The organism is Agromyces sp. Marseille-P2726, from assembly GCF_902809835.1.
Classification (GTDB): Bacteria; Actinomycetota; Actinomycetes; order Actinomycetales; family Microbacteriaceae; genus Agromyces.
Genome location: NZ_CADDWM010000008.1, coordinates 1 through 18,682 on the forward strand (window position 1 = coordinate 1; position 18,682 = coordinate 18,682).

Genomic DNA, 18,682 nt, shown 5'->3' on the forward strand with positions numbered 1-18,682 from the left:
GGGGTCGACCGTGGGCTCTGGTTCAGGTGAGGACGTCGGCGCGGGCGACGGGTCGGGAACCGGATCGGGCACCGAATCGGGCGTCGGGTCGGGAGCAGGATTGGGCGTCGGCGTCGGCGCCGGTGCCGGATCGGGCTGGGGCGTCGCCCCGGGCGACGGCTGCGTCGTCGTTCCACCGGGTCCACCCGGCGCAGGAGTGCCCGGCGTGGAGGTTCCGGCGCTGCCTCCACCGTTCGCCGGCGAAAGCGGGCGCGCCGAGGCGGGCGGCGCCTCCTCTGCGGCCTCGGGTCGCACGAACGGGGAGTCGTCGAGCAGCGGTGCCGGGAGCAGCGGGCCCGCGCCCTCGGCCTGGGTGGCCGCTCCGGTGACGTATCGACCGTTGGGAACGACCAGGCCCTGATCGGACTCCGCACCGCCGTCGTCGCGTGAATTCTCCTGCGTGCCCATCGCGAGCGGGGTGATCGGGACCAGGATCGCGAGCAGGGCCGCCGCGATGCCCGCTAGGATCGCGGCGCGCAGGCCGACTGACATCCGATGCCACTCGAGGATCGCGGGTCGTGCGCCGGCCGGCGCGGCCACGAGCCGCTCGGAGCCGAGGGTGCCGGCGGCAGCGGCCATGCCCGTCGAGTCGGCGGCAGGGGAGTCGTGGTCAGCGGCATCCTGTGCCGGCATCGGCTCGAGCAACCGGGACGCGGCGACGGCCGCGCCGAGGCTGATGGACGCCTTCGGGTCCGCGTCGACCGCGACCGGCAGCTCGAGTTCGGCGGAGATGAGCTGCGCGACGGCGGGGATCCTGGAGGAGCCGCCGATGAGGAGCACGGTCGCGAGATCGTCGAGTTCGAGGTCCGCTCCCTCGACGGCCCGCCGGAAGGTCTCGAGCGTGTTTCTCAGGGCTCCATCGATCATCTGCTCGAACTCGGCGCGTACCAGGCGCACGCGGGCCTGTCGAGCAGGCAGGAGGATGGGTACGAAGGTCTCGGAATCGAACGACAGTGCTTCCTTCGCGTCGGTGCAGTCACGTCGCACGCGGGCGAGCGCGACCGCGCCGTCGGGATCGCGCTCGTCGAGGTCGTCGAAGGCGTCGCCGGCAAGGGACCTGACGTGCTCGAAGACGCGCTGGTCGAAGTCGGCGCCGCCCAGGTGCTCGATGCCGGCCGGCGACCCGACCACGCGGAACGAATCGTCCTCCTGCTTCCTGAGGAGTGCGACATCGAACGTGCCACCGCCGAGGTCGTACACCGCGAGCGTCTGGCCCGCCTCGACCTTCTCGCGCTGCAGGTAGTGCAGTCCAGCGGCCTCGGGCTCGCTGATCAGCTCCACGTTCGCGAGCCCGACACCGGCGAGCGCGGCTCGGATCAGCGCCAGGCGATGCTCACCCCAGGTCGCCGGGTGCGAGATCGCGATCACCGCAGGCGGGGCGCCCTCGTGCTCCTCCGCCCGCTCGACCACCCACTGCGCCAGCACGGCGAAGATGTCCTCGGGCGCGACGGCGAGGTCACCCACCATCAACGGCGTCTCGTCGCCGATACGCCGCTTGAACTCGCGCACGACGCGGTCGGGGTGCTCGACGGCGCGTCGTTCGGCGGCCTCGCCGACGAGGACGCTCCCATCGTCTCCGAGGTAGACCACGGTCGGCACCGAGGCCCTGCGCGTGCCCAGTTGCAGGACATCCGATGCCAGTGAGCCATCGGGGAGACGCCTCGCGACAGCTGCGGCGGTGTGACTCATGCCGATATCGACGCCGAGCACGAATGACATGCAGACCGTGTCCCCTCACGCGTGCAGTGGTTGCCGCACCTCCACCCCAAAGGAGGTGCCGCTGGGGTCGAGTATCTCCCTTCCCGTCGGGTACGGCAAGCCGGTTGACGTGGTTGGCGGCCCCGCATTCGGGGTACAAGTGGTACGACACGACGGACGTGCCCGCGCCAGCACTGCGCTGGGAGGCCGGATGGGCGGGTTTCGAGACGTACCCCCAGAACGAGGGCCGAACGGGGGACACGAGGGGGCGACATACTGGGACCATGCGGCGTCGGAAGCGGAGGGGCGTGCTCGCGGTTGCGGCTGCCTCGGCCGTGATCGGAGCTATGAGCGGATGCGGCATGTCGCTCTTCTTCCCGGTGGTCGACGAGTCGACACCGCACCCCGAAGACGTGGATGCGGCGCTCGAGCCCTTCTACGGACAGGTCCTGCGGTGGGACGAGTGCGGCGAGTTCCTCTGCACGACGGCGAAGGCCCCGCTGGACTGGGATGATCCGACGGCGGGTGAGATCGAGCTGGCGCTCATCCGCCAGCCCGCGACGAAGGAGAAGCTCGGTTCCCTCCTGCTGAACCCCGGCGGTCCCGGTGTTTCGGGATACGACTTCGTGGCCGAATCCGTCGACGTCGCCGTGACGGAGGCTGTTCAGGAGAACTACGACATCGTCGGCTTCGATCCGCGCGGCGTCGGGCGTTCCTCGCAGGTCTCGTGCTTCGATTCCGAGGAGCTCGACAAGCTGATCTACGGCATCCCGCGAAACTCTCGCGGCAGCGAAGGGTGGATCACGGGCCAGAACGAACTCACCCACGCCTTCGGTCAGGCCTGCCTGACGTCGACGGGAGCGCTCCTGGCGAACGTCGACACCCCGAGCACCGCCCGAGACCTCGACATGCTGCGGGCCGCGCTCGGTGAAGACCAGCTCGACTACCTGGGCTACTCCTACGGTGCGTACGTCGGCACGATCTATGCGGGCCTGTTCCCCGAGAAGGTCGGTCGGCTCGTGCTCGACGGGCCGATCGATCCGAGTCTCGGCGAAGCCCAGATCACCCTCGCGCAGGCCCAGGGGCTCGAGACGGCGCTTCGCTCGTACCTGACGGCGTGCATGCCCGCCGGGACCTGCCCGTTCCAGGGCTCGGTCGAGGACGGAATGGCGACCGTGCGAGCGATCCTCGACGCGGTCTCGAAGAATCCACTGCCGTCGACGGATGGCCGATCACTGGGCGCCGACACGCTGCTCATCGCCATCGCGGCTCCGCTGTACAGCGCCGAGACGTGGACGGCACTCGACACCGTGTTCACGACCGTGCTCGCCGGGCAGGCCGACTTCGCCCTCACGATCGTCGACGGCTACTACGGCCGCACGCCCGACGGCGACTACACCGGCAACCTCTTCGAGGCGTTGCGTGCCGTCCGCTGCCTGGACTATCCGGCTCAGAACAGCGTCGCGCTCATGAAGGAGCAGGGCAAGGCACTGACCTCCGCCGCGCCGCGCCTCGGCCCGTACTTCGCCTACAGCGACCTCGCCTGCCTGTCGTGGCCGTTCCATTCCGACAACGTTCCGGCCCCGGTCGCCGCACCCGGCGCCGCGCCCATCCTGGTGCTGGGCACGACGAACGACCCGTCGACGCCGTACCAGTGGGCCGTCTCCGTGGCGGCACAGCTCGAGAGCGGCATCCTCATCACCCGCCAGGGCGACGGTCACACCGCATTCAACAAGGGCAACGCGTGCGTCGACGGGGCGGTCGAGCAGTACCTGATCGACGGCGTCGTGCCCCAGGTCGATCTCTGGTGCTGATGCCGCCAGGGGATCATTGACCGGATGCCGCCCCGCGAGCAGAATCGGCAGCACGCGCGTACATCGCACGGAATCGAGGTGGCCCATGGCCCGACCGGCGGATCCGCCCTCGGACTTCGCGTCGAACTACGAGGGGTTGCTCGAGCTTGCCGGCCGGCACGCACGGTCCTGGCTCGCGAGCGTGCCCGAAAGGTCCGTCCCGCCGAGGATGGGTGCAGACGAGGTCGCGGACCGACTCGGTCGCGACCTGCCCGAGCAGGGAGAGCCTCCGGCCGAGGTCATCGATCGCCTCGCCGAGGGCGTGGAGCCGGGCCTCATGGCCATGGGCTCGCCGCGGTTCTTCGGGTGGGTGATCGGCGGCACGCAGCCGGTCGCCCTCGCCGCCGACTGGCTCGTGTCGACCTGGGACCAGAACACGGGGCTGCGCACCATCACCCCCGGTGTGGTGGCTGCCGAGGAGATCGCGGGCGCCTGGTTGCTCGACCTGCTCGGACTCCCGGCCGGAAGCGAGGTGGGGTTCGTCACGGGTGCGACCGTGGCGCAGTTCACCTGCATGGCCGCTGCTCGCGACGAGGTGCTGCGACGCGCCGGCTGGGACGTCGAGACGCAGGGGATGGCCGGCGGTCCCGCCATCCGGTTCATCGTGGGGGAGGAGCGGCACGGCACGGTCGACCTCGCCGGACGCTACCTCGGCCTCGGCACGCCCATCGCCGTGCCGGCCGACGATGACGGGCGTATCCGCGTCGACGCATTGCGCACCACGCTCGCCGCGGGCGAGGGTCCCGCCATCGTGCTGCTGCAGGCGGGCAACATCCACTCCGGCGCGTTCGACGACTTCGCGGCGGCCATCGAGGTCGCCCACGAGGCCGGCGCGTGGGTCCACGTCGATGGCGCGTTCGGCCTCTGGGCGGCGGTCTCGCCGCGACTGCGTCACCTCACGGGTGGGCTCGAGCAGGCCGATTCGTGGTCGACGGACGCCCACAAGACGCTGAACGTCCCCTACGACTGCGGCATCGCGATCGTGCGGCACGCGCAGGCGATGCACCGGGCGCTCAGCATGCACGCGAGCTACCTCCAGGCGACCGAGGTGGGCGCCGACCCGCATGAGAAGGTGCCCGAGCTGTCCCGCCGCGCCCGAGGCGTTCCCACGTGGGCCGTGCTCCGCTCCCTCGGACGTGTCGGCGTCGTGCGGCTCGTCGAGGGTCTCGCGGATGCCGCAGGCGGCATCGCCGAGGGAGTGGGCAGGCTGCCCGGCGTGGACGTGCTGAACGACGTCGTGTTCACGCAGGTGTGCATCGCGCTCGATGACGACGTGGCGACCGCCGAACTCAGCGAACGCCTGTGGAACGAGGGCGAGGTGCTCGCGATGACGTCGGCCTGGAAGGGTCGCACCGTGGTCCGGTTCTCGGTGAGCAACTGGGGAACGGATGCCGCACAGGTCGCCCGCACGGTGGCCGCCGTCGAACGGGCGCTCGCGGGCGTGCGCGGCGCGCGCTGATCCTCGGGCGGCGGCCGAGGAGCGGGAACTCGGGGACCCGTCGCCGGGTCGGCTGTCGGCGGCATCCGCTTGAATGGAGCCATGGCCGACGCGTTGAGCGCATTCTCGCCCGCGACCCGGGCCTGGTTCAGCGAGTCGTTCACCGAACCCACGAGCGTCCAGCGCGAGGCGTGGCAGGCGATCGCGCGCGGCGAGCACGCACTGGTCGTGGCACCCACCGGCTCCGGCAAGACGCTCGCGGCATTCCTGTGGGCGATCGACCGGCTGCATGCCTCCGGCGCGGACGCCGCGACCACGGGCACCCGCGTGGTCTACGTGTCACCCCTGAAGGCGCTGGGCGTCGACGTCGAGCGCAACCTCCGCGCCCCACTCGTCGGAATCGGGCGCACCGCAGCGGCCCATGGCATCGACGTGCCCGAGGTGAGCGTGGGCGTCCGGTCGGGCGACACGCCGCCCTCCGAGCGACGCGCGCTCATCTCCAATCCGCCCGAGATCCTGATCACGACGCCCGAGTCCCTCTTCCTGATGCTCACGTCCGCCGCACGCGAGACGCTGCGCGGCGTCGAGACGGTGATCGTCGACGAGATCCACGCGCTGGCGGGCACGAAGCGCGGCGCGCACCTCGCCCTCTCGCTCGAGCGTCTCGACGCCGTGACTGCGAATCCGGCGCAGCGCATCGGGCTCTCGGCCACGGTACGGCCGCACGACGAGGTGGCCCGTTTCCTCGCCGGCACGAGGGCGGTCAGCATCGTCGCGCCGCCGAGCGGCAAGCGATTCGACATTCGAGTCACCGTTCCCGTCGACGACCTCTCCGACCTCGCGACCGAGTCGGGCTCGGGCTCGGTGTGGCCGCATGTCGAGTCGGCGATCCTCGACGAGGTGCTCGCGCACCGGTCCACGATCGTGTTCGCCAACTCCCGCCGCCTCGCCGAGCGACTGACCGCGCGGCTCAACGAGCTCTGGGCCGAGCGTCAGGCCGAGCCGATCGCCGTGGCCGCGGGCGACGCGTCGGTCGTCAGTGAGCCGACCGACCGTACGTTCGCGACCCGTCGGCCGCCTGCCGAGCTCGTCGGGGCCTCGGGCATCACCGCCGGAGCGGAGCCGGTGCTCGCACGATCGCACCACGGCTCCGTGAGCAAGGAGGAGCGCGCGCAGGTCGAGGCCGACCTCAAAGCCGGTCACCTGCGCTGCGTCGTCGCGACCTCCAGTCTCGAGCTCGGCATCGACATGGGGGCGGTCGACCTCGTCATGCAGGTCGAGGCGCCGCCGTCGGTGGCGAGCGGGCTGCAGCGCATCGGGCGAGCCGGCCACCAGGTGGGTGAGGTGTCGAAGGGCGTCGTGTTCCCGAAGCATCGTGCCGACCTGCTGCACTCGGCCGTCGTTGCCGAGCGCATGGTCGCCGGTGCGATCGAGGCGTTGCGGGTGCCGACCAATCCCCTCGATGTGCTCGCCCAGCAGACCATCGCGGCGGCGGCCGTCGACGAGTGGGAGGTCGAGGCGTGGTTCGAACTCGTGCGGCGCACGGCGTCATTCGCAACGTTGCCGCGTTCGGCCTTCGACGCCACCCTCGACCTCCTTGCGGGCCGCTACCCGTCCGACCGCTTCGGCGAACTGCGACCGCGAATCGTCTGGGATCGAGACGGGGGCACGATCACGGGGCGTCGGGGCGCCCAGCGCCTCGCCGTCACCAGCGGCGGCACGATCCCCGATCGGGGCATGTTCGGCGTGTTCATGATCGGCGAGGCGGGGCCCGGCCGCAGGGTGGGCGAGCTCGACGAGGAGATGGTCTACGAATCCCGCGTCGGCGACGTGTTCGCCCTCGGGGCGACGAGCTGGCGCATCCAGGAGATCACGCACGATCGAGTGCTCGTGGCTCCGGCGTTCGGAGAGCCGGGCCGACTCCCCTTCTGGAAGGGCGACGGCATCGGGCGTCCGGCCGAACTCGGCGAGGCGATCGGCGGCTTCATCGCAGAGGTGGCGAACTCGCCCGCGCCGACGGGGCTCGCACGTGCTCGCACCGCCGGGCTCGATGAGCGCGCGGCATCCAACCTCGTCTCGTTCGTCGGCGACCAGCGGGCGGCGACGCGCGTTGTTCCCGACTCGACCAACCTCGTCGTCGAGCGGTTCCGCGACGAGCTCGGCGACTGGCGGGTGGTGCTGCACTCGCCGTACGGCATGCGCGTGCATGCCCCGTGGGCCCTCGCCGCCGGTGCTCGCGCACAGGAACGGTTCGGCGTCGATGCGAACGCGGTCGCGAGCGACGACGGCATCGTGCTGCGCATGCCCGATACGTCCGACGACCCACCCGGGTCGGAGCTGTTCGAGTTCGAGCCGGCCGAACTCACCGAGCTGGTCACCCTTCGCGTCGGTGATTCCGCCCTGTTCGCGTCCAGGTTCCGGGAGTGCGCCGCGCGCGCCCTGCTGCTGCCACGGCTCAATCCGGGGCGCCGCTCGCCGCTCTGGCAACAGCGTCAGCGCGCGTCCCAGCTCCTCGAGGTCGCCCGCGACTTCCCCGACTTCCCGATCGTGCTCGAGGCGGTCCGCGAGTGCCTGCAAGACGTGTACGACCTTCCCGCGCTCACGCGCCTCACCGAGCGCATCGCGGCGCGGGAGGTGCGATTCGTCGAGGTGACCACCGAGACCGCGAGTCCCTTCGCGTCGAGCCTGCTGTTCGGGTACGTCGGCGCCTTCATGTACGAGGGCGATGCCCCGCTCGCCGAACGTCGTGCGGCCGCCCTCTCGCTCGATCCCGGCCTGCTCGCCGAACTGCTGGGCACGGTCGAGTTGCGGGAGCTGCTCGATCCCGATGTGGTCGACGAGACCGAGCAGTCGCTGCAGCGGCTCGTTCCCGATCGCGCCGCTCGCGGCAGCGAGGGCGTTGCCGACCTCCTCCGCGAGCTGGGGCCGCTCACCGCCGCCGAGATCGCGGCGCGTGTCGCCGCCGAGACCGATTCCGATGCCGCGCTCTCCGAGCTCACGGCGGCTCGACGCATCGCCGAGGTGCGGTTCGCCGGCCAGGGCTGGTACGTCGCCGTCGAAGACCTCAGCCGGCTCCGCGATGCGCTCGGCGTCCCCATTCCGCCCGGACTGCCCGACGCGTTCGCCGAACCTGTGCGCGACCCTCTGGGCGATCTCGTGAGCCGGTACGCGCGCACCCACGGGCCGTTCACCACCCAGGCGGTCGCCGAGCGGTTCGGCATCGGGCAGGCCGTTGCGGCGACGGCGCTCGCGCGGCTCGCGAGCGATCGTCGCGTCGTCGAGGGCGAGTTCCTGCCGCACGGCTCCGGCGCCGAGTGGTGCGACAGCGAGGTGCTCCGACGCATCCGGCGGCGCTCGCTCGCAGCCCTGCGCGATGAGATCGAGCCGGTGCCGCCGCGCGAATACGCGCGCTTCCTTCCCGACTGGCAGCATGTCGGCGGGCGGCTCCGCGGGGTCGATGGCGTCGCTTCGGTCATCGAGCAACTCGAAGGCGCGCGCATCCCCGCTTCGGCGTGGGAGTCGTTCGTGCTGCCCGCCCGGGTCGCCGATTACAGCCCGACCATGCTCGACGAGCTCACCGCGGCAGGCGAAGTGCTCTGGGCCGGCGGTGGTTCGCTCGCCGGTGACGACGGCTGGGTCAGCCTGCACCTGGCCGACACGGCCGCGTTGACGTTGCCCGCTCCGGCGGCCGCACCACTCGATCCGGTCGAGAGCGAACTGCTCGCCACGCTCGGCGGGGGCGGCGGATACTTCTTCCGCCAGCTCGTCGAATCCATCGGGGCGACCGACGACCAGCCAGTCATCGAGGCGCTCTGGCGGCTGGTCTGGGCCGGGCTCGTGACGAACGACACCTTCGCCCCGATCCGCGGGCTCATCGCCGGCAAGGGCGCGCACCGGGCCGCCCCCGCCACGCCACGGGCGCGCCTCCGATCGGCCTCACTGTCTCGACGGGCGCTCGCCGCGAGCGTCCAGGCGGGGCGCACGAGCACGACACGCAGCCAGCCACCGAAGGTGGCCGGGCGATGGGCGATCCTGCCGCTCGCGAGCTCCGAGGCCACGCCGCGCGCGCACGCGCTCGGCGAGACGCTCCTCGAGCGCTACGGCGTGGTGACCCGGGGCTCGGTCATGGCCGAGGGGGTGCTCGGCGGCTTCGCCCTCGCGTACCGGGCCCTCTCGGGCTTCGAAGAGACGGGCCGCGTGCGTCGCGGGTACTTCATCGACGGGCAGGGGGGAGCCCAGTTCGCCACGACGGCCGCCGTCGATCGGTTGCGAAGCGCGCCGGGCGGGGCTTCCATGGTGCTGGCAGCCACCGACCCCGCGAGCCCGTTCGGTGCGGCGCTCGAGTGGCCGCAGACAGCCGACGGCGGCCACCGCCCCGCACGCAAGGCCGGTGCGTTCGTCGCGATCGTCGACGGCGAGGCCGTGTTCTACCTCGAGCGAGGTGGTCGCACCGCGCTCGTCTTCACCGACGACGAGGCGCGGCTCACTGCCGCGGCATCCGCGCTCTCCGAAGCGCTCAGGCGAGCCGGCTCTCCACGCTTGCGCATCGAGACCGTCAACGGTGCCGGAGTGTACGGCTCGTTGCTCGATCCGCCGCTGCGTGCGTCCGGCTTCCGTGAGACCCCGAGAGGGCTGCGGTTCGATGCCCGAAGGTGACACGGTGTACCAGGCTGCTCGCCGGCTCGATCGAGCGCTCGCCGGCCAGGTTGTGACGCGCACCGACGTGCGTGTGCCCGCGTACGCGACGGTCGACCTGGCCGGCCAGCCGGTGCACTCGGTTGCAAGCCGCGGCAAGCATCTCCTCATGCGGATCGGCGACCTGGTCGTGCACTCGCATCTGAAGATGGAGGGGGAGTGGCGCGTGCATCGTCCGGGTGAGCGGTGGCGCCGGCCGGCCCACCAGGCGCGCATCATCGTCGAGACGCCGACCGCCGTGGCCGTGGGCTTCGACCTCGGCGCGCTCGATGTGTTCCCCGCCGAGGAGGAGGCCGACCGCATGGCCTACCTCGGTCCTGACCTGCTCGGCCCCGACTGGGACGCGACCGAGGCGATCCGACGCATCGCCGCGTCGCCCGAGACGCCGATTGCCGTCGCGTTGGGCGACCAGCGCAACCTCGCGGGGCTCGGCAACGTGTACGTCAACGAGCTGTGCTTCCTGCGGGGCATCCTGCCGACCGGCGCGGCTGGCGAGGTCGAGCTCGCCCCCCTCGTCGACCTCGCGAGCCGGGTCATCACCGCCAACCGCGACCGCATCGCTCGCACGACCACCGGAAACGACCGACGAGGCGAGCGTCTCTGGGTCTACTCACGTGGCGGCGACCCCTGTCGTCGCTGCGGCACGCGCATCGAGTACGACCGACTCGGACGCAACGATGTGGAACTGCGCTTCACCTGGTGGTGCCCGAACTGCCAGCGCTGAGTCGGGGCCCGACCCGCCCGCGCCCGCGCAGGGGTCGCCCACGGCCATATCCTTGACCCGATGTCCCTCAGGCTCTCGGTCGTCGTGCCCTCGTACAACGACGCCGTCATGCTCGAACAGTGCCTCCACGCCCTCGTGCGGCAGACGCGGCTCCCCGACGAGATCGTGGTGGTCGACAACGGTTCGACGGATGCCACCGTCGACGTCGCCAGGGCTGCGGGGGCGCGCATCGTCACGGAGCCGCGCCGGGGCATTCCGCTGGCCACCTCGGCGGGATTCGACGCCGCGGTCGGCGACATCCTCGGTCGCCTGGATGCGGACACGATTCCGCCGGTCGACTGGGTGGCGCGCGTCCACCGGGCCTTCGCCGACGACTCCCGCCTCGATGCCCTCTCGGGTCCGGGCCGGTTCTACGGCGGCAATGCCGCCATCCGGTGGTACGCCGAGCACGTGCACATGCCGATGTACTACCGCTTCGTCGCGTGGGTGCTCGGTCACGACGTGCTCTACGGCTCGAATCTCGCGATCCGGGCGTCGGCCTGGCGTGTGCTCCGGAAGCACGTGCATCGCGAGCTTCCCGACGTGACCGACGACCTCGACCTCACGATCAACCTGCAGCCCGGGATGCGGGTGCGATTCGACCCGTCGCTCGTCGTGCAGGTCTCGGCGCGACCCTTCGAGAGCTGGGCGAGGAACAACGCGGCCGTCGGGATGGCGCGACACACCGCCCTCGTCAACCGCCGCGAGGTGCCGTTCCTCGAGCGTCGCCGGGCTTGGGTGGCGAGTCGTGCGCCGGGCGGGGACCGGCGCGCCAGGTGAACGCGGGACGCTCCAGGAGGCGGCGATTCATTCGCCGCCGAACGCGTGGACTCGGGAGCCGACTGCGGTGCGCCGGGCGGGGACCGGCGCGCCAGACCTAGCTGACCGGACCGGTCCACTTCTCGCCGGGGCCCTGGCCGATGGCGTCGGGGATGACGGATGCCTCGCGGAAGGCGAGCTGCAGCGACCGCAGCCCGTCGCGCAGCGAGCGTGCGTGCATGTCGCTGATCTCGGGGGCGCCGGCGGTGATGAGGCCCGCGAGTGCGTTGATGAGCTTGCGTGCCTCATCGAGGTCGACCTGCTCATCGGGGTCGTCGGCGAGCCCCACCTTCACCGCGGCGGCACTCATGAGGTGCACCGCGGCGGTGGTGATGATCTCGACCGCGGGGACCTCGGCGATGTCGCGGGTCGCACCCTCGATGGTCGACTCGACGGTGGGCTCGCCTGAATTGTTGGTCACGACATCCTCTGTTAGACTACTGCGGGCCCGGGGCCAGTCCCCGGTACGAAAGTGGAGATCCTCCCACCCGCGCATACCGCTTCATCAAGGTTACCGGGTCGATTGCACTCCGCTTCCACGCCACTGCACCAGCAGTGCGGGGGAGTAGACAGGGTGCCGCAGTGCTGAACGGTGAGATCCGTACGAGCTTGCGTGGGTCTCTACTCTCGTCGACGGGCGCATCCGCCCCCGTCGGGCAACAGCTCGAGTAGAGGAGAACACGCATCAGCGATCCGCGTACCAATGACCGTATCCGCGTCCCCGAGGTGCGCCTCGTCGGACCCGGCGGAGAGCAGGTCGGCGTCGTGAAGATCGAGGTGGCCCTGCGGCTCGCGCAGGAGGCCGATCTCGACCTCGTCGAGGTCGCCCCCAACTCGCGCCCGCCGGTCGTCAAGATCATGGACTACGGCAAGTACAAGTACGAGGCTGCGCAGAAGGCCAAGGAGGCGCGGCGCAACCAGGCGAACACGATCCTCAAGGAGGTTCGCTTCCGCCTCAAGATCGACAAGCACGACTACGAGACCAAGATGAAGCGCGCCGTCGGCTTCCTGAAGGCCGGCGACAAGGTGAAGGCGATGATCCTGTTCCGCGGGCGCGAGCAGTCGCGTCCTGAGATGGGCGTCCGCCTCCTGCAGCGCTTCGCCGAAGACGTGGCGGAGTTCGGCACCGTCGAGCACAATCCCACGATCGACGGCCGCAACATGGTCATGGTCATCGCCCCTCTCAAGAACAAGTCCGAGGCCAAGGCCGAGGCGAATGCCCAGCGTGCTGCGGCGAAGGCCCGGTCGTCGGCGGATGCCGCTGACGAGTCCTCCTCGCAGACGACCGAGACCACCGAGGCCTAGGCCCGGCACCCCGTCCGCCACCCGTGGCGGCAGAACCAAGGAGAAACACGAGATGCCGAAGCAGAAGACCCACTCCGGGTCCAAGAAGCGCTTCAAGATCACCGGCACCGGCAAGGTCAGGAAGCAGCAGGCCGGCATGCGCCACAACCTCGAGGTCAAGCCCTCGAAGCGCAAGGCCCGCCTGAACCAGGACAAGGTCCTGTCGGCCCCCGACACCAAGGTCGTCAAGAAGCTGCTCGGCCGCTGAGCCGCGAGACCCGTAAGGAAGAAACAGAGTCATGGCAAGAGTGAAGAGGGCGGTCAACGCCCACAAGAAGCGCCGGGTCATCCTCGAGCGCGCCGAGGGCTACCGCGGCCAGCGTTCGCGCCTCTACCGCAAGGCGAAGGAGCAGGTCACCCACTCGCTCGTCTACTCCTACAACGACCGTCGCAAGAAGAAGGGCGACTTCCGTCGCCTTTGGATCCAGCGGATCAATGCGGCGTCCCGCCAGAACGGCCTCACGTACAACCGGTTCATCCAGGGCCTCGGCCTCGCCGGCATCGAGGTCGACCGCCGCATCCTCGCCGAGCTCGCGGTGAACGAGCCGGCGACCTTCGCGGCGCTCGTCGAGAGCGCCAAGCAGGCGCTTCCGGCCGACACCTCGGCCCCGAAGACCGCTGCCTGAGGCCAGTGTGCGCGTCGAACGGCCCGGCACCCATCGCAGTGCCGGGCCGTTCGTCATGCGCCCATAGACTTGCCGCATGCTCGAGAACCCGAGGTCTCCTCGTGCCCGCGCGGTCGCCAAGCTGGCGAAGAAGCCGGCTCGTGCCGAGAGCGGGACGTTCCTCCTCGAGGGACCGCAGGCCGTCACCGAGGCGCTCGCATTCCGGCCTGAGCTGGTCGTCGACCTGTTCGCGACGCCAACCGCGCTCGAGCGCCACCCGAACATCGCGAAGGCGGCCGCCGACGCCGATGTCGAGGCCGAGTTCGCCACCGAGGAGGTCATCCATGCGATGGCCGACACCGTCACGCCGCAGGGGTTCGTCGCGGTGTGTCGCCAGTTCCCGACCGCGGTGAAGGACGTCTTCGCCGAATCCCCGCGGCTCATCGCGATCCTCGAGGAGGTTCGCGACCCCGGGAATGCGGGCACCATCATCCGGGCCGCGGATGCCGCGGGCGCCGATGCCGTCGTCCTCACCGGTCGCACCGTCGACCTGTACAACCCGAAGGTCGTCCGGGCCTCGACCGGCTCCATCTTCCACCTGCCCGTCGCCGTCGGCGCCAACCTCATCGATGTCATCGAGCGTGCGCACGGGGCGAACCTGCGCGTGCTCGCCGCAGACGTCAAGGGCGAGGACCTGCTGACCGCGCGCAACGACGGCATCCTCGCCGACCCGACGGCCTGGCTGTTCGGCAACGAGGCGCGAGGCCTGCCCGACGAGCAGCTCGAGCTCGCCGACCGAATCGTGACGGTGCCGATCTACGGGCATGCGGAATCGATGAACCTCGCGACCGCGGCATCCGTCTGCCTCTACGAGAGCGCGTTCGCGCAGCGCAGCGCGCATCACGAATAGATAACCTCCGCATGCTGCGTTGGCACCCGGCATCCGGGAGCCCTAGTTTTGGGGATATGGAGCCAACGCAGCAGGCGCCTGCGACATCGAACATCTCGGTGCGTCGCGGCGAACCCCTCGTCGTCATCGACAAGGTCGACAAGCACTTCGGTGACCTTCACGTGTTGAACGACATCAACACGGTCGTGAATCGCGGCGAGGTGGTCGTGGTGATCGGCCCGAGCGGTTCCGGCAAGTCGACCCTCTGCCGCGCGATCAACCGGCTCGAGACGATCGACTCCGGCACCATCACGATCGACGGCGAGCGTCTGCCCGAAGAGGGCGCCGCGCTCGCGAAGCTGCGCGCCGATGTCGGCATGGTGTTCCAGTCGTTCAACCTCTTCGCGCACAAGACCGTGCTCGAGAACGTGACGCTCGCGCCGATCCGGGTCAAGAAGATGTCGCGCAAAGACGCCGAGGCGAAGGCGATGCAGCTGCTCGAACGCGTCGGCGTCGCCAACCAGGCCAAGAAGCTGCCGGCACAGCTCTCAGGCGGTCAGCAGCAGCGCGTCGCCATCGCGCGATCCCTGGCGATGACGCCCAAGCTCATCCTCATGGACGAGCCCACGAGCGCCCTCGACCCCGAGATGATCAACGAGGTGCTCGACGTCATGGTCGGCCTCGCCCAAGAGGGCATGACCATGATCGTCGTCACGCACGAGATGGGCTTCGCCCGCAAGGCCGCCGATCGCGTGCTGTTCATGTCCGACGGCAAGATCGTCGAGGAGGCGGCCCCCGCGGACTTCTTCGACAACCCCCAGACCGACCGCGCGAAGGACTTCCTCTCGAAGATCCTCGAGCGTTAGACCTGCGCTGCCACGAGCGGCGGGGAATCACCCCCACGAGAAGAGGCACAGAGATGAAACGCATGAGAATCGCACTCGTCGCGGCCGCAGCGGCCACGGCGCTCGCGCTCGCCGGATGCGCCGGCGGTGGCGACACCGGTGGCGGTGACGCCGAGGAGACGCCCGAGGCGGCGCCCACGTTCGAGGCCGGCACGACGATGGCGGAGCTGTCGGAGGCGGGCTCGATCACGGTCGGCACGAAGTTCGACCAGCCGCTGTTCGGGCTGGTCGGCCCGTCGGGCGACCCCGAGGGATTCGATGTCGAGATCGCCAAGATCATCGCGTCCGAGCTCGGCATCTCCGAAGACAACATCGAGTGGGTCGAGACCGTCTCGGCGAACCGTGAGCCGTTCATCCAGAACGGCCAGGTCGACATCGTCGTCGCGACGTACACGATCAATGACAAGCGCAAGGAGGTCGTCTCCTTCGCGGGCCCGTACTACATGGCCGGTCAGTCGATCCTCGTGCTCGCCGACAACGACGACATCGAGAGCGAAGAAGACCTGGTGGGTCAGCCCGTCTGCTCGGTCACCGGTTCGACTCCCGCAGCGAAGCTCGCCGAGATCGGAGCGGAGCCGGTGCTCACCGACACCTACACCAACTGCCTCGAGCCGCTCCGCAGCGGCCAGGTGGTGGCGGTGTCGACCGACAACGTGATCCTCGCGGGCCTCGCCGCCCAGAACGAGGGCGAGTTCAAGGTCGTCGGCGAGCCCTTCACCGAGGAGCCGTACGGCATCGGCCTGGCGCTCGAAGACACCGAGTTCCGGATGTGGATCAACGACGTCCTCGAAGCGGCCTACGAAGACGGCCGCTACGAAGAAGCCTGGAACTCCACGGCCGGCAAGATCCTGCCGTTCGTCGAGCCGCCGGCTCCCGACCGCTACTGATCGACGTGCGGCCCGGGTCCCGACCCGGGCCGCACGCCCGACTCCCCGACCCGACCCGAACGGAGACGCGTGGACGCCGTCATCGAGAACCTGCCGACGTACTGGCGCGGCTTCACCATGACCCTGCAGCTGCTCGTGGTCAGCGGTGTCGCCGCGCTCGTGCTGGGCACGATCATCGCCGCGATGCGGATCTCGCCGGTGGCATCGCTGCGGGGCTTCGCCATGGTCTACACCGAGCTGGTGCGCAACACTCCGCTCACGCTCGTGCTGTTCTTCACGGCGATCATCCTGCCGTACCTCGGGTCGCGACTCGATTACATCGTCGCAGCGATGATCGGGCTCTCGGTGTACACGTCGCCCTTCGTGGCCGAGGCGCTGCGATCGGGGATCAACGGCGTTCCCGTGGGCCAGGCGGAGGCGGCACGAAGCGTGGGGCTCGGGTTCGGTCAGACGGTCAGCCTCATCGTGATGCCGCAGGCATTCCGCATGACCATCCCGCCCCTCATCAACGTCTTCATCGCCCTCACCAAGAACACTTCGGTGGCCGGCGGATTCTTCGTCTTCGAGCTGTTCGCCGCGGCACGTGAGCTCGCGAACGCGAACGGCGATGCGGTCATCGCGATCCTGCTCGGTGCGGCGACCCTCTACCTCGTGGTCACCATTCCGCTCGGCGTGATCGCGGCCCAACTCGAGCGCAAGTGGGTGGTGCAACGATGAGCGGTTCGTCAGTCCTGTTCGACGCTCCGGGTCCGAGGGCACGCCGCCTCTCGACGATCTCCTCGGTGATCACGGGCATCGTCATCCTCGCCGGACTCGGCTGGATCGCGTGGACCCTTGCTCAGCCCCGAGAGAGCGGCGGCATCACCCTGCCGGGGTACTTCGATCCCAGTCGCTGGGATATCTTCGCCGATCCCGAGGTGTGGCAGTTCATCGTGTTCCAGGGCGTCCTCGGGACGCTCCGGGCCGCGCTCACCGCGGCCGTCATCGCCGTCGCCCTCGGAGTGGTGTTCTCGCTGCTCCGGAGTTCGACGATCGCGTGGATCCGCATCCCCACAGCCATCGTGCTCGAGTTCCTGCGCGGCATGCCCGTGCTGCTCATGATGCTGTTCATCCTGCTCGTGCTGAACACCGGCGCATTCTGGGCCGTGGTGGCAGCACTCAGCCTCTACAACGGCGCCCTCATCGGCGAGGCACTGCGCGCCGGTCTCGCGTCCCTGCCAAGGGGGCAGCGCGAAGCGGGCCTCAGCCTCGGCATGCGACCGTTGCAGTCGAAGATGCTCGTCGAGTTCCCGCAGGCGTTCCGGCAGATGCTGCCGATCATCGTTGCGCAGCTCGTGGTGCTGCTGAAGGACACGTCGCTCGGCTACATCGTCGGCTATGTCGAGCTGCTGCGCGTCAACATGAACAACCTCGCGAGCTTCTACGGCAATCGCTACCTGTTCTCGCTCTTCGTCGTGACGCTCGTGCTGTACCTCACGATGAACCTCCTCCTCTCCTGGTTCGCGCGATGGCTCTCGAAGCGCACCGCCGCGCGGTCGAGCGGTCGACGCCTCGACCCCGACAATCCCACCCAGGCCGTACTGGTCGCCGAAGCGTCGGCCGCGGCGCGGCAGGCTGAGAACGTCTAGCGGATGACGCGACCGGCGTCGTCCGCCGGTCGGCGTGACGCATTCCTGGGACGCGCCGACCGCTAGACTCGTTCCTTGTGTCCGAGCCCATCCGAATCTCCGAGACCGCCGTGGCGACCGCCGTCGACGCCGCCCTCGCGGCCATCGCGTCGGCCGGCGACTCCGCCGCGCTGAAGTCCGTCCGCGCCGAGCACACGGGCGAGAAGTCGACCCTGGCGCAGCTGAACGCCCAGCTTCGCAACGTGCCCGGCGAGCAGAAGGCCACCCTCGGCAAGCTCGTGGGTGCCGCGCGCGGCCGTGTGAACCAGGCGTTCGCCGCGCGAGAGGCCGAGATCCTCGAGGCCGAGGCCGCCGCGCGACTCGAGGCCGAGACGGTGGATGTCACGGCGCTGCCGTCACGGTACACGCCGGGCGCCCGGCATCCGCTCGCCCTCCTCGAGGACCGGGTGTGCGACGTCTTCACCGGCATGGGTTGGGAGATCGCCGAGGGCCCCGAGGTCGAGAGCGAGTGGTTCAACTTCGATGCCCTCAACTTCGACGCCGATCACCCGGCCCGTGCGATGCAGGACACGTTCTTCGTCGATCCGCCCGAGAGCCATCTCGTGCTGCGCACGCACACCAGTCCTGTGCAGATCCGCTCGATGCTCGAGCGCGAGCTGCCGCTGTACGTGCTCGCGCCGGGCCGTGTGTACCGCACCGACGAGTTCGACGCGACCCACCTGCCGGTGTTCATGCAGTTCGAGGGCGTCGCCGTCGACAAGGGTCTCACGATGGCGCACCTGAAGGGCACGCTCGACCACTTCGTCAAGGCGATCTTCGGCGAGGAGGCGACGATCCGACTTCGTCCGAGCTTCTTCCCCTTCACCGAGCCGAGCGCCGAGCTCGACTTCTGGCATCCCACGTTCAAGGGCGGTCCACGCTGGATCGAATGGGGCGGCTGCGGCATGATGCACCCGAACGTGCTGAAGGCCGCCGGCATCGACCCCGAGGTCTACACGGGGTTCGCCTTCGGAATGGGCATCGAACGGGGGCTCATGCTCCGCAACGACGTGCAGGACATGCGCGAGATGGTCGAGGGAGACATCCGGTTCTCCCAGCAGTTCGGAATGGTGGTCTGAC

The 18,682-nt window shown here is 69.8% G+C and carries 16 protein-coding genes; 14 read left to right on the plus strand and 2 right to left on the minus strand.

Annotation, left to right across the window (positions count from 1 at the left end; genetic code table 11):
- Positions 1-1,758: Hsp70 family protein (locus tag HUS56_RS02345; RefSeq protein ID WP_173921825.1), on the minus strand; the 1,758-nt coding region annotated here is incomplete at its 3' end.
- Positions 1,759-2,099: 341 nt separating this feature from the next.
- On the opposite strand from HUS56_RS02345, the gene HUS56_RS02350 reads away from it, so the two are divergent.
- The 5 genes from HUS56_RS02350 to HUS56_RS02370 all read left to right on the plus strand — a co-directional run bounded on the left by HUS56_RS02350 (position 2,100) and on the right by HUS56_RS02370 (position 11,266).
- Positions 2,100-3,551, plus strand: coding sequence for an alpha/beta hydrolase (locus HUS56_RS02350; RefSeq protein ID WP_254431248.1), 1,452 nt, complete (start codon positions 2,100-2,102; stop codon positions 3,549-3,551).
- An 85-nt stretch (positions 3,552-3,636) separates the two neighbouring features.
- Positions 3,637-5,049 (plus strand): aminotransferase class V-fold PLP-dependent enzyme, encoded by a 1,413-nt coding sequence (locus tag HUS56_RS02355; RefSeq protein WP_173921827.1) that lies wholly within the window; start codon positions 3,637-3,639, stop codon positions 5,047-5,049.
- An 81-nt stretch (positions 5,050-5,130) separates the two neighbouring features.
- Positions 5,131-9,684: an ATP-dependent helicase gene (locus HUS56_RS02360; protein WP_173921828.1), complete on the plus strand. Its 4,554-nt coding sequence runs from the start codon at positions 5,131-5,133 to the stop codon at positions 9,682-9,684.
- Positions 9,671-10,447 (plus strand): Fpg/Nei family DNA glycosylase, encoded by a 777-nt coding sequence (locus HUS56_RS02365; RefSeq protein ID WP_173921829.1) that lies wholly within the window; start codon positions 9,671-9,673, stop codon positions 10,445-10,447. The genes HUS56_RS02360 and HUS56_RS02365 overlap by 14 nt, the downstream gene beginning before the upstream one ends.
- A gap of 60 nt (positions 10,448-10,507) precedes the next feature.
- Positions 10,508-11,266, plus strand: a complete 759-nt coding sequence (locus HUS56_RS02370) for a glycosyltransferase family A protein (RefSeq protein WP_173921830.1) — start codon at positions 10,508-10,510, stop codon at positions 11,264-11,266.
- A gap of 97 nt (positions 11,267-11,363) precedes the next feature.
- Here the strand turns inward: HUS56_RS02370 and HUS56_RS02375 are convergent, their stop codons facing one another.
- Complete coding sequence (locus HUS56_RS02375) at positions 11,364-11,726, minus strand: DUF1844 domain-containing protein (protein WP_173921831.1); 363 nt, start codon at positions 11,724-11,726, stop codon at positions 11,364-11,366.
- A gap of 305 nt (positions 11,727-12,031) precedes the next feature.
- On the opposite strand from HUS56_RS02375, the gene infC reads away from it, so the two are divergent.
- The 9 genes from infC to pheS all read left to right on the plus strand — a co-directional run bounded on the left by infC (position 12,032) and on the right by pheS (position 18,681).
- Positions 12,032-12,610, plus strand: coding sequence for a translation initiation factor IF-3 (gene infC / locus HUS56_RS02380; protein ID WP_254431249.1), 579 nt, complete (start codon positions 12,032-12,034; stop codon positions 12,608-12,610).
- Positions 12,611-12,662: 52 nt separating this feature from the next.
- Positions 12,663-12,857 (plus strand): 50S ribosomal protein L35, encoded by a 195-nt coding sequence (rpmI, locus tag HUS56_RS02385; protein ID WP_173921832.1) that lies wholly within the window; start codon positions 12,663-12,665, stop codon positions 12,855-12,857.
- Between the two features lie 31 nt (positions 12,858-12,888).
- A complete protein-coding gene (rplT, locus tag HUS56_RS02390; protein ID WP_148731619.1) occupies positions 12,889-13,275 on the plus strand; it encodes a 50S ribosomal protein L20 in 387 nt (128 codons plus the stop codon).
- A 76-nt stretch (positions 13,276-13,351) separates the two neighbouring features.
- Positions 13,352-14,164 carry an RNA methyltransferase gene (locus HUS56_RS02395; RefSeq protein WP_173921833.1) on the plus strand — a complete coding sequence of 271 codons (813 nt, stop codon included), beginning with the start codon at positions 13,352-13,354 and terminating at the stop codon, positions 14,162-14,164.
- Between the two features lie 56 nt (positions 14,165-14,220).
- Complete coding sequence (locus tag HUS56_RS02400; RefSeq protein ID WP_173921834.1) at positions 14,221-15,009, plus strand: amino acid ABC transporter ATP-binding protein; 789 nt, start codon at positions 14,221-14,223, stop codon at positions 15,007-15,009.
- A 53-nt stretch (positions 15,010-15,062) separates the two neighbouring features.
- Entirely contained in the window at positions 15,063-15,935 is an 873-nt protein-coding gene (locus HUS56_RS02405) for a glutamate ABC transporter substrate-binding protein (protein ID WP_173921835.1), read from the plus strand.
- A 69-nt stretch (positions 15,936-16,004) separates the two neighbouring features.
- Positions 16,005-16,652: an amino acid ABC transporter permease gene (locus tag HUS56_RS02410; RefSeq protein ID WP_173921836.1), complete on the plus strand. Its 648-nt coding sequence runs from the start codon at positions 16,005-16,007 to the stop codon at positions 16,650-16,652.
- The gene (locus HUS56_RS02415; RefSeq protein ID WP_173921837.1) at positions 16,649-17,563 is read left to right on the plus strand and encodes an amino acid ABC transporter permease; all 915 of its coding nucleotides are present in this window, start codon (positions 16,649-16,651) and stop codon (positions 17,561-17,563) included. The genes HUS56_RS02410 and HUS56_RS02415 overlap by 4 nt, the downstream gene beginning before the upstream one ends.
- Before the next feature lie 77 nt (positions 17,564-17,640).
- Entirely contained in the window at positions 17,641-18,681 is a 1,041-nt protein-coding gene (gene pheS, locus HUS56_RS02420; RefSeq protein ID WP_173921838.1) for a phenylalanine--tRNA ligase subunit alpha, read from the plus strand.
- The last annotated feature ends 1 nt before the right edge of the window (position 18,682 follow it).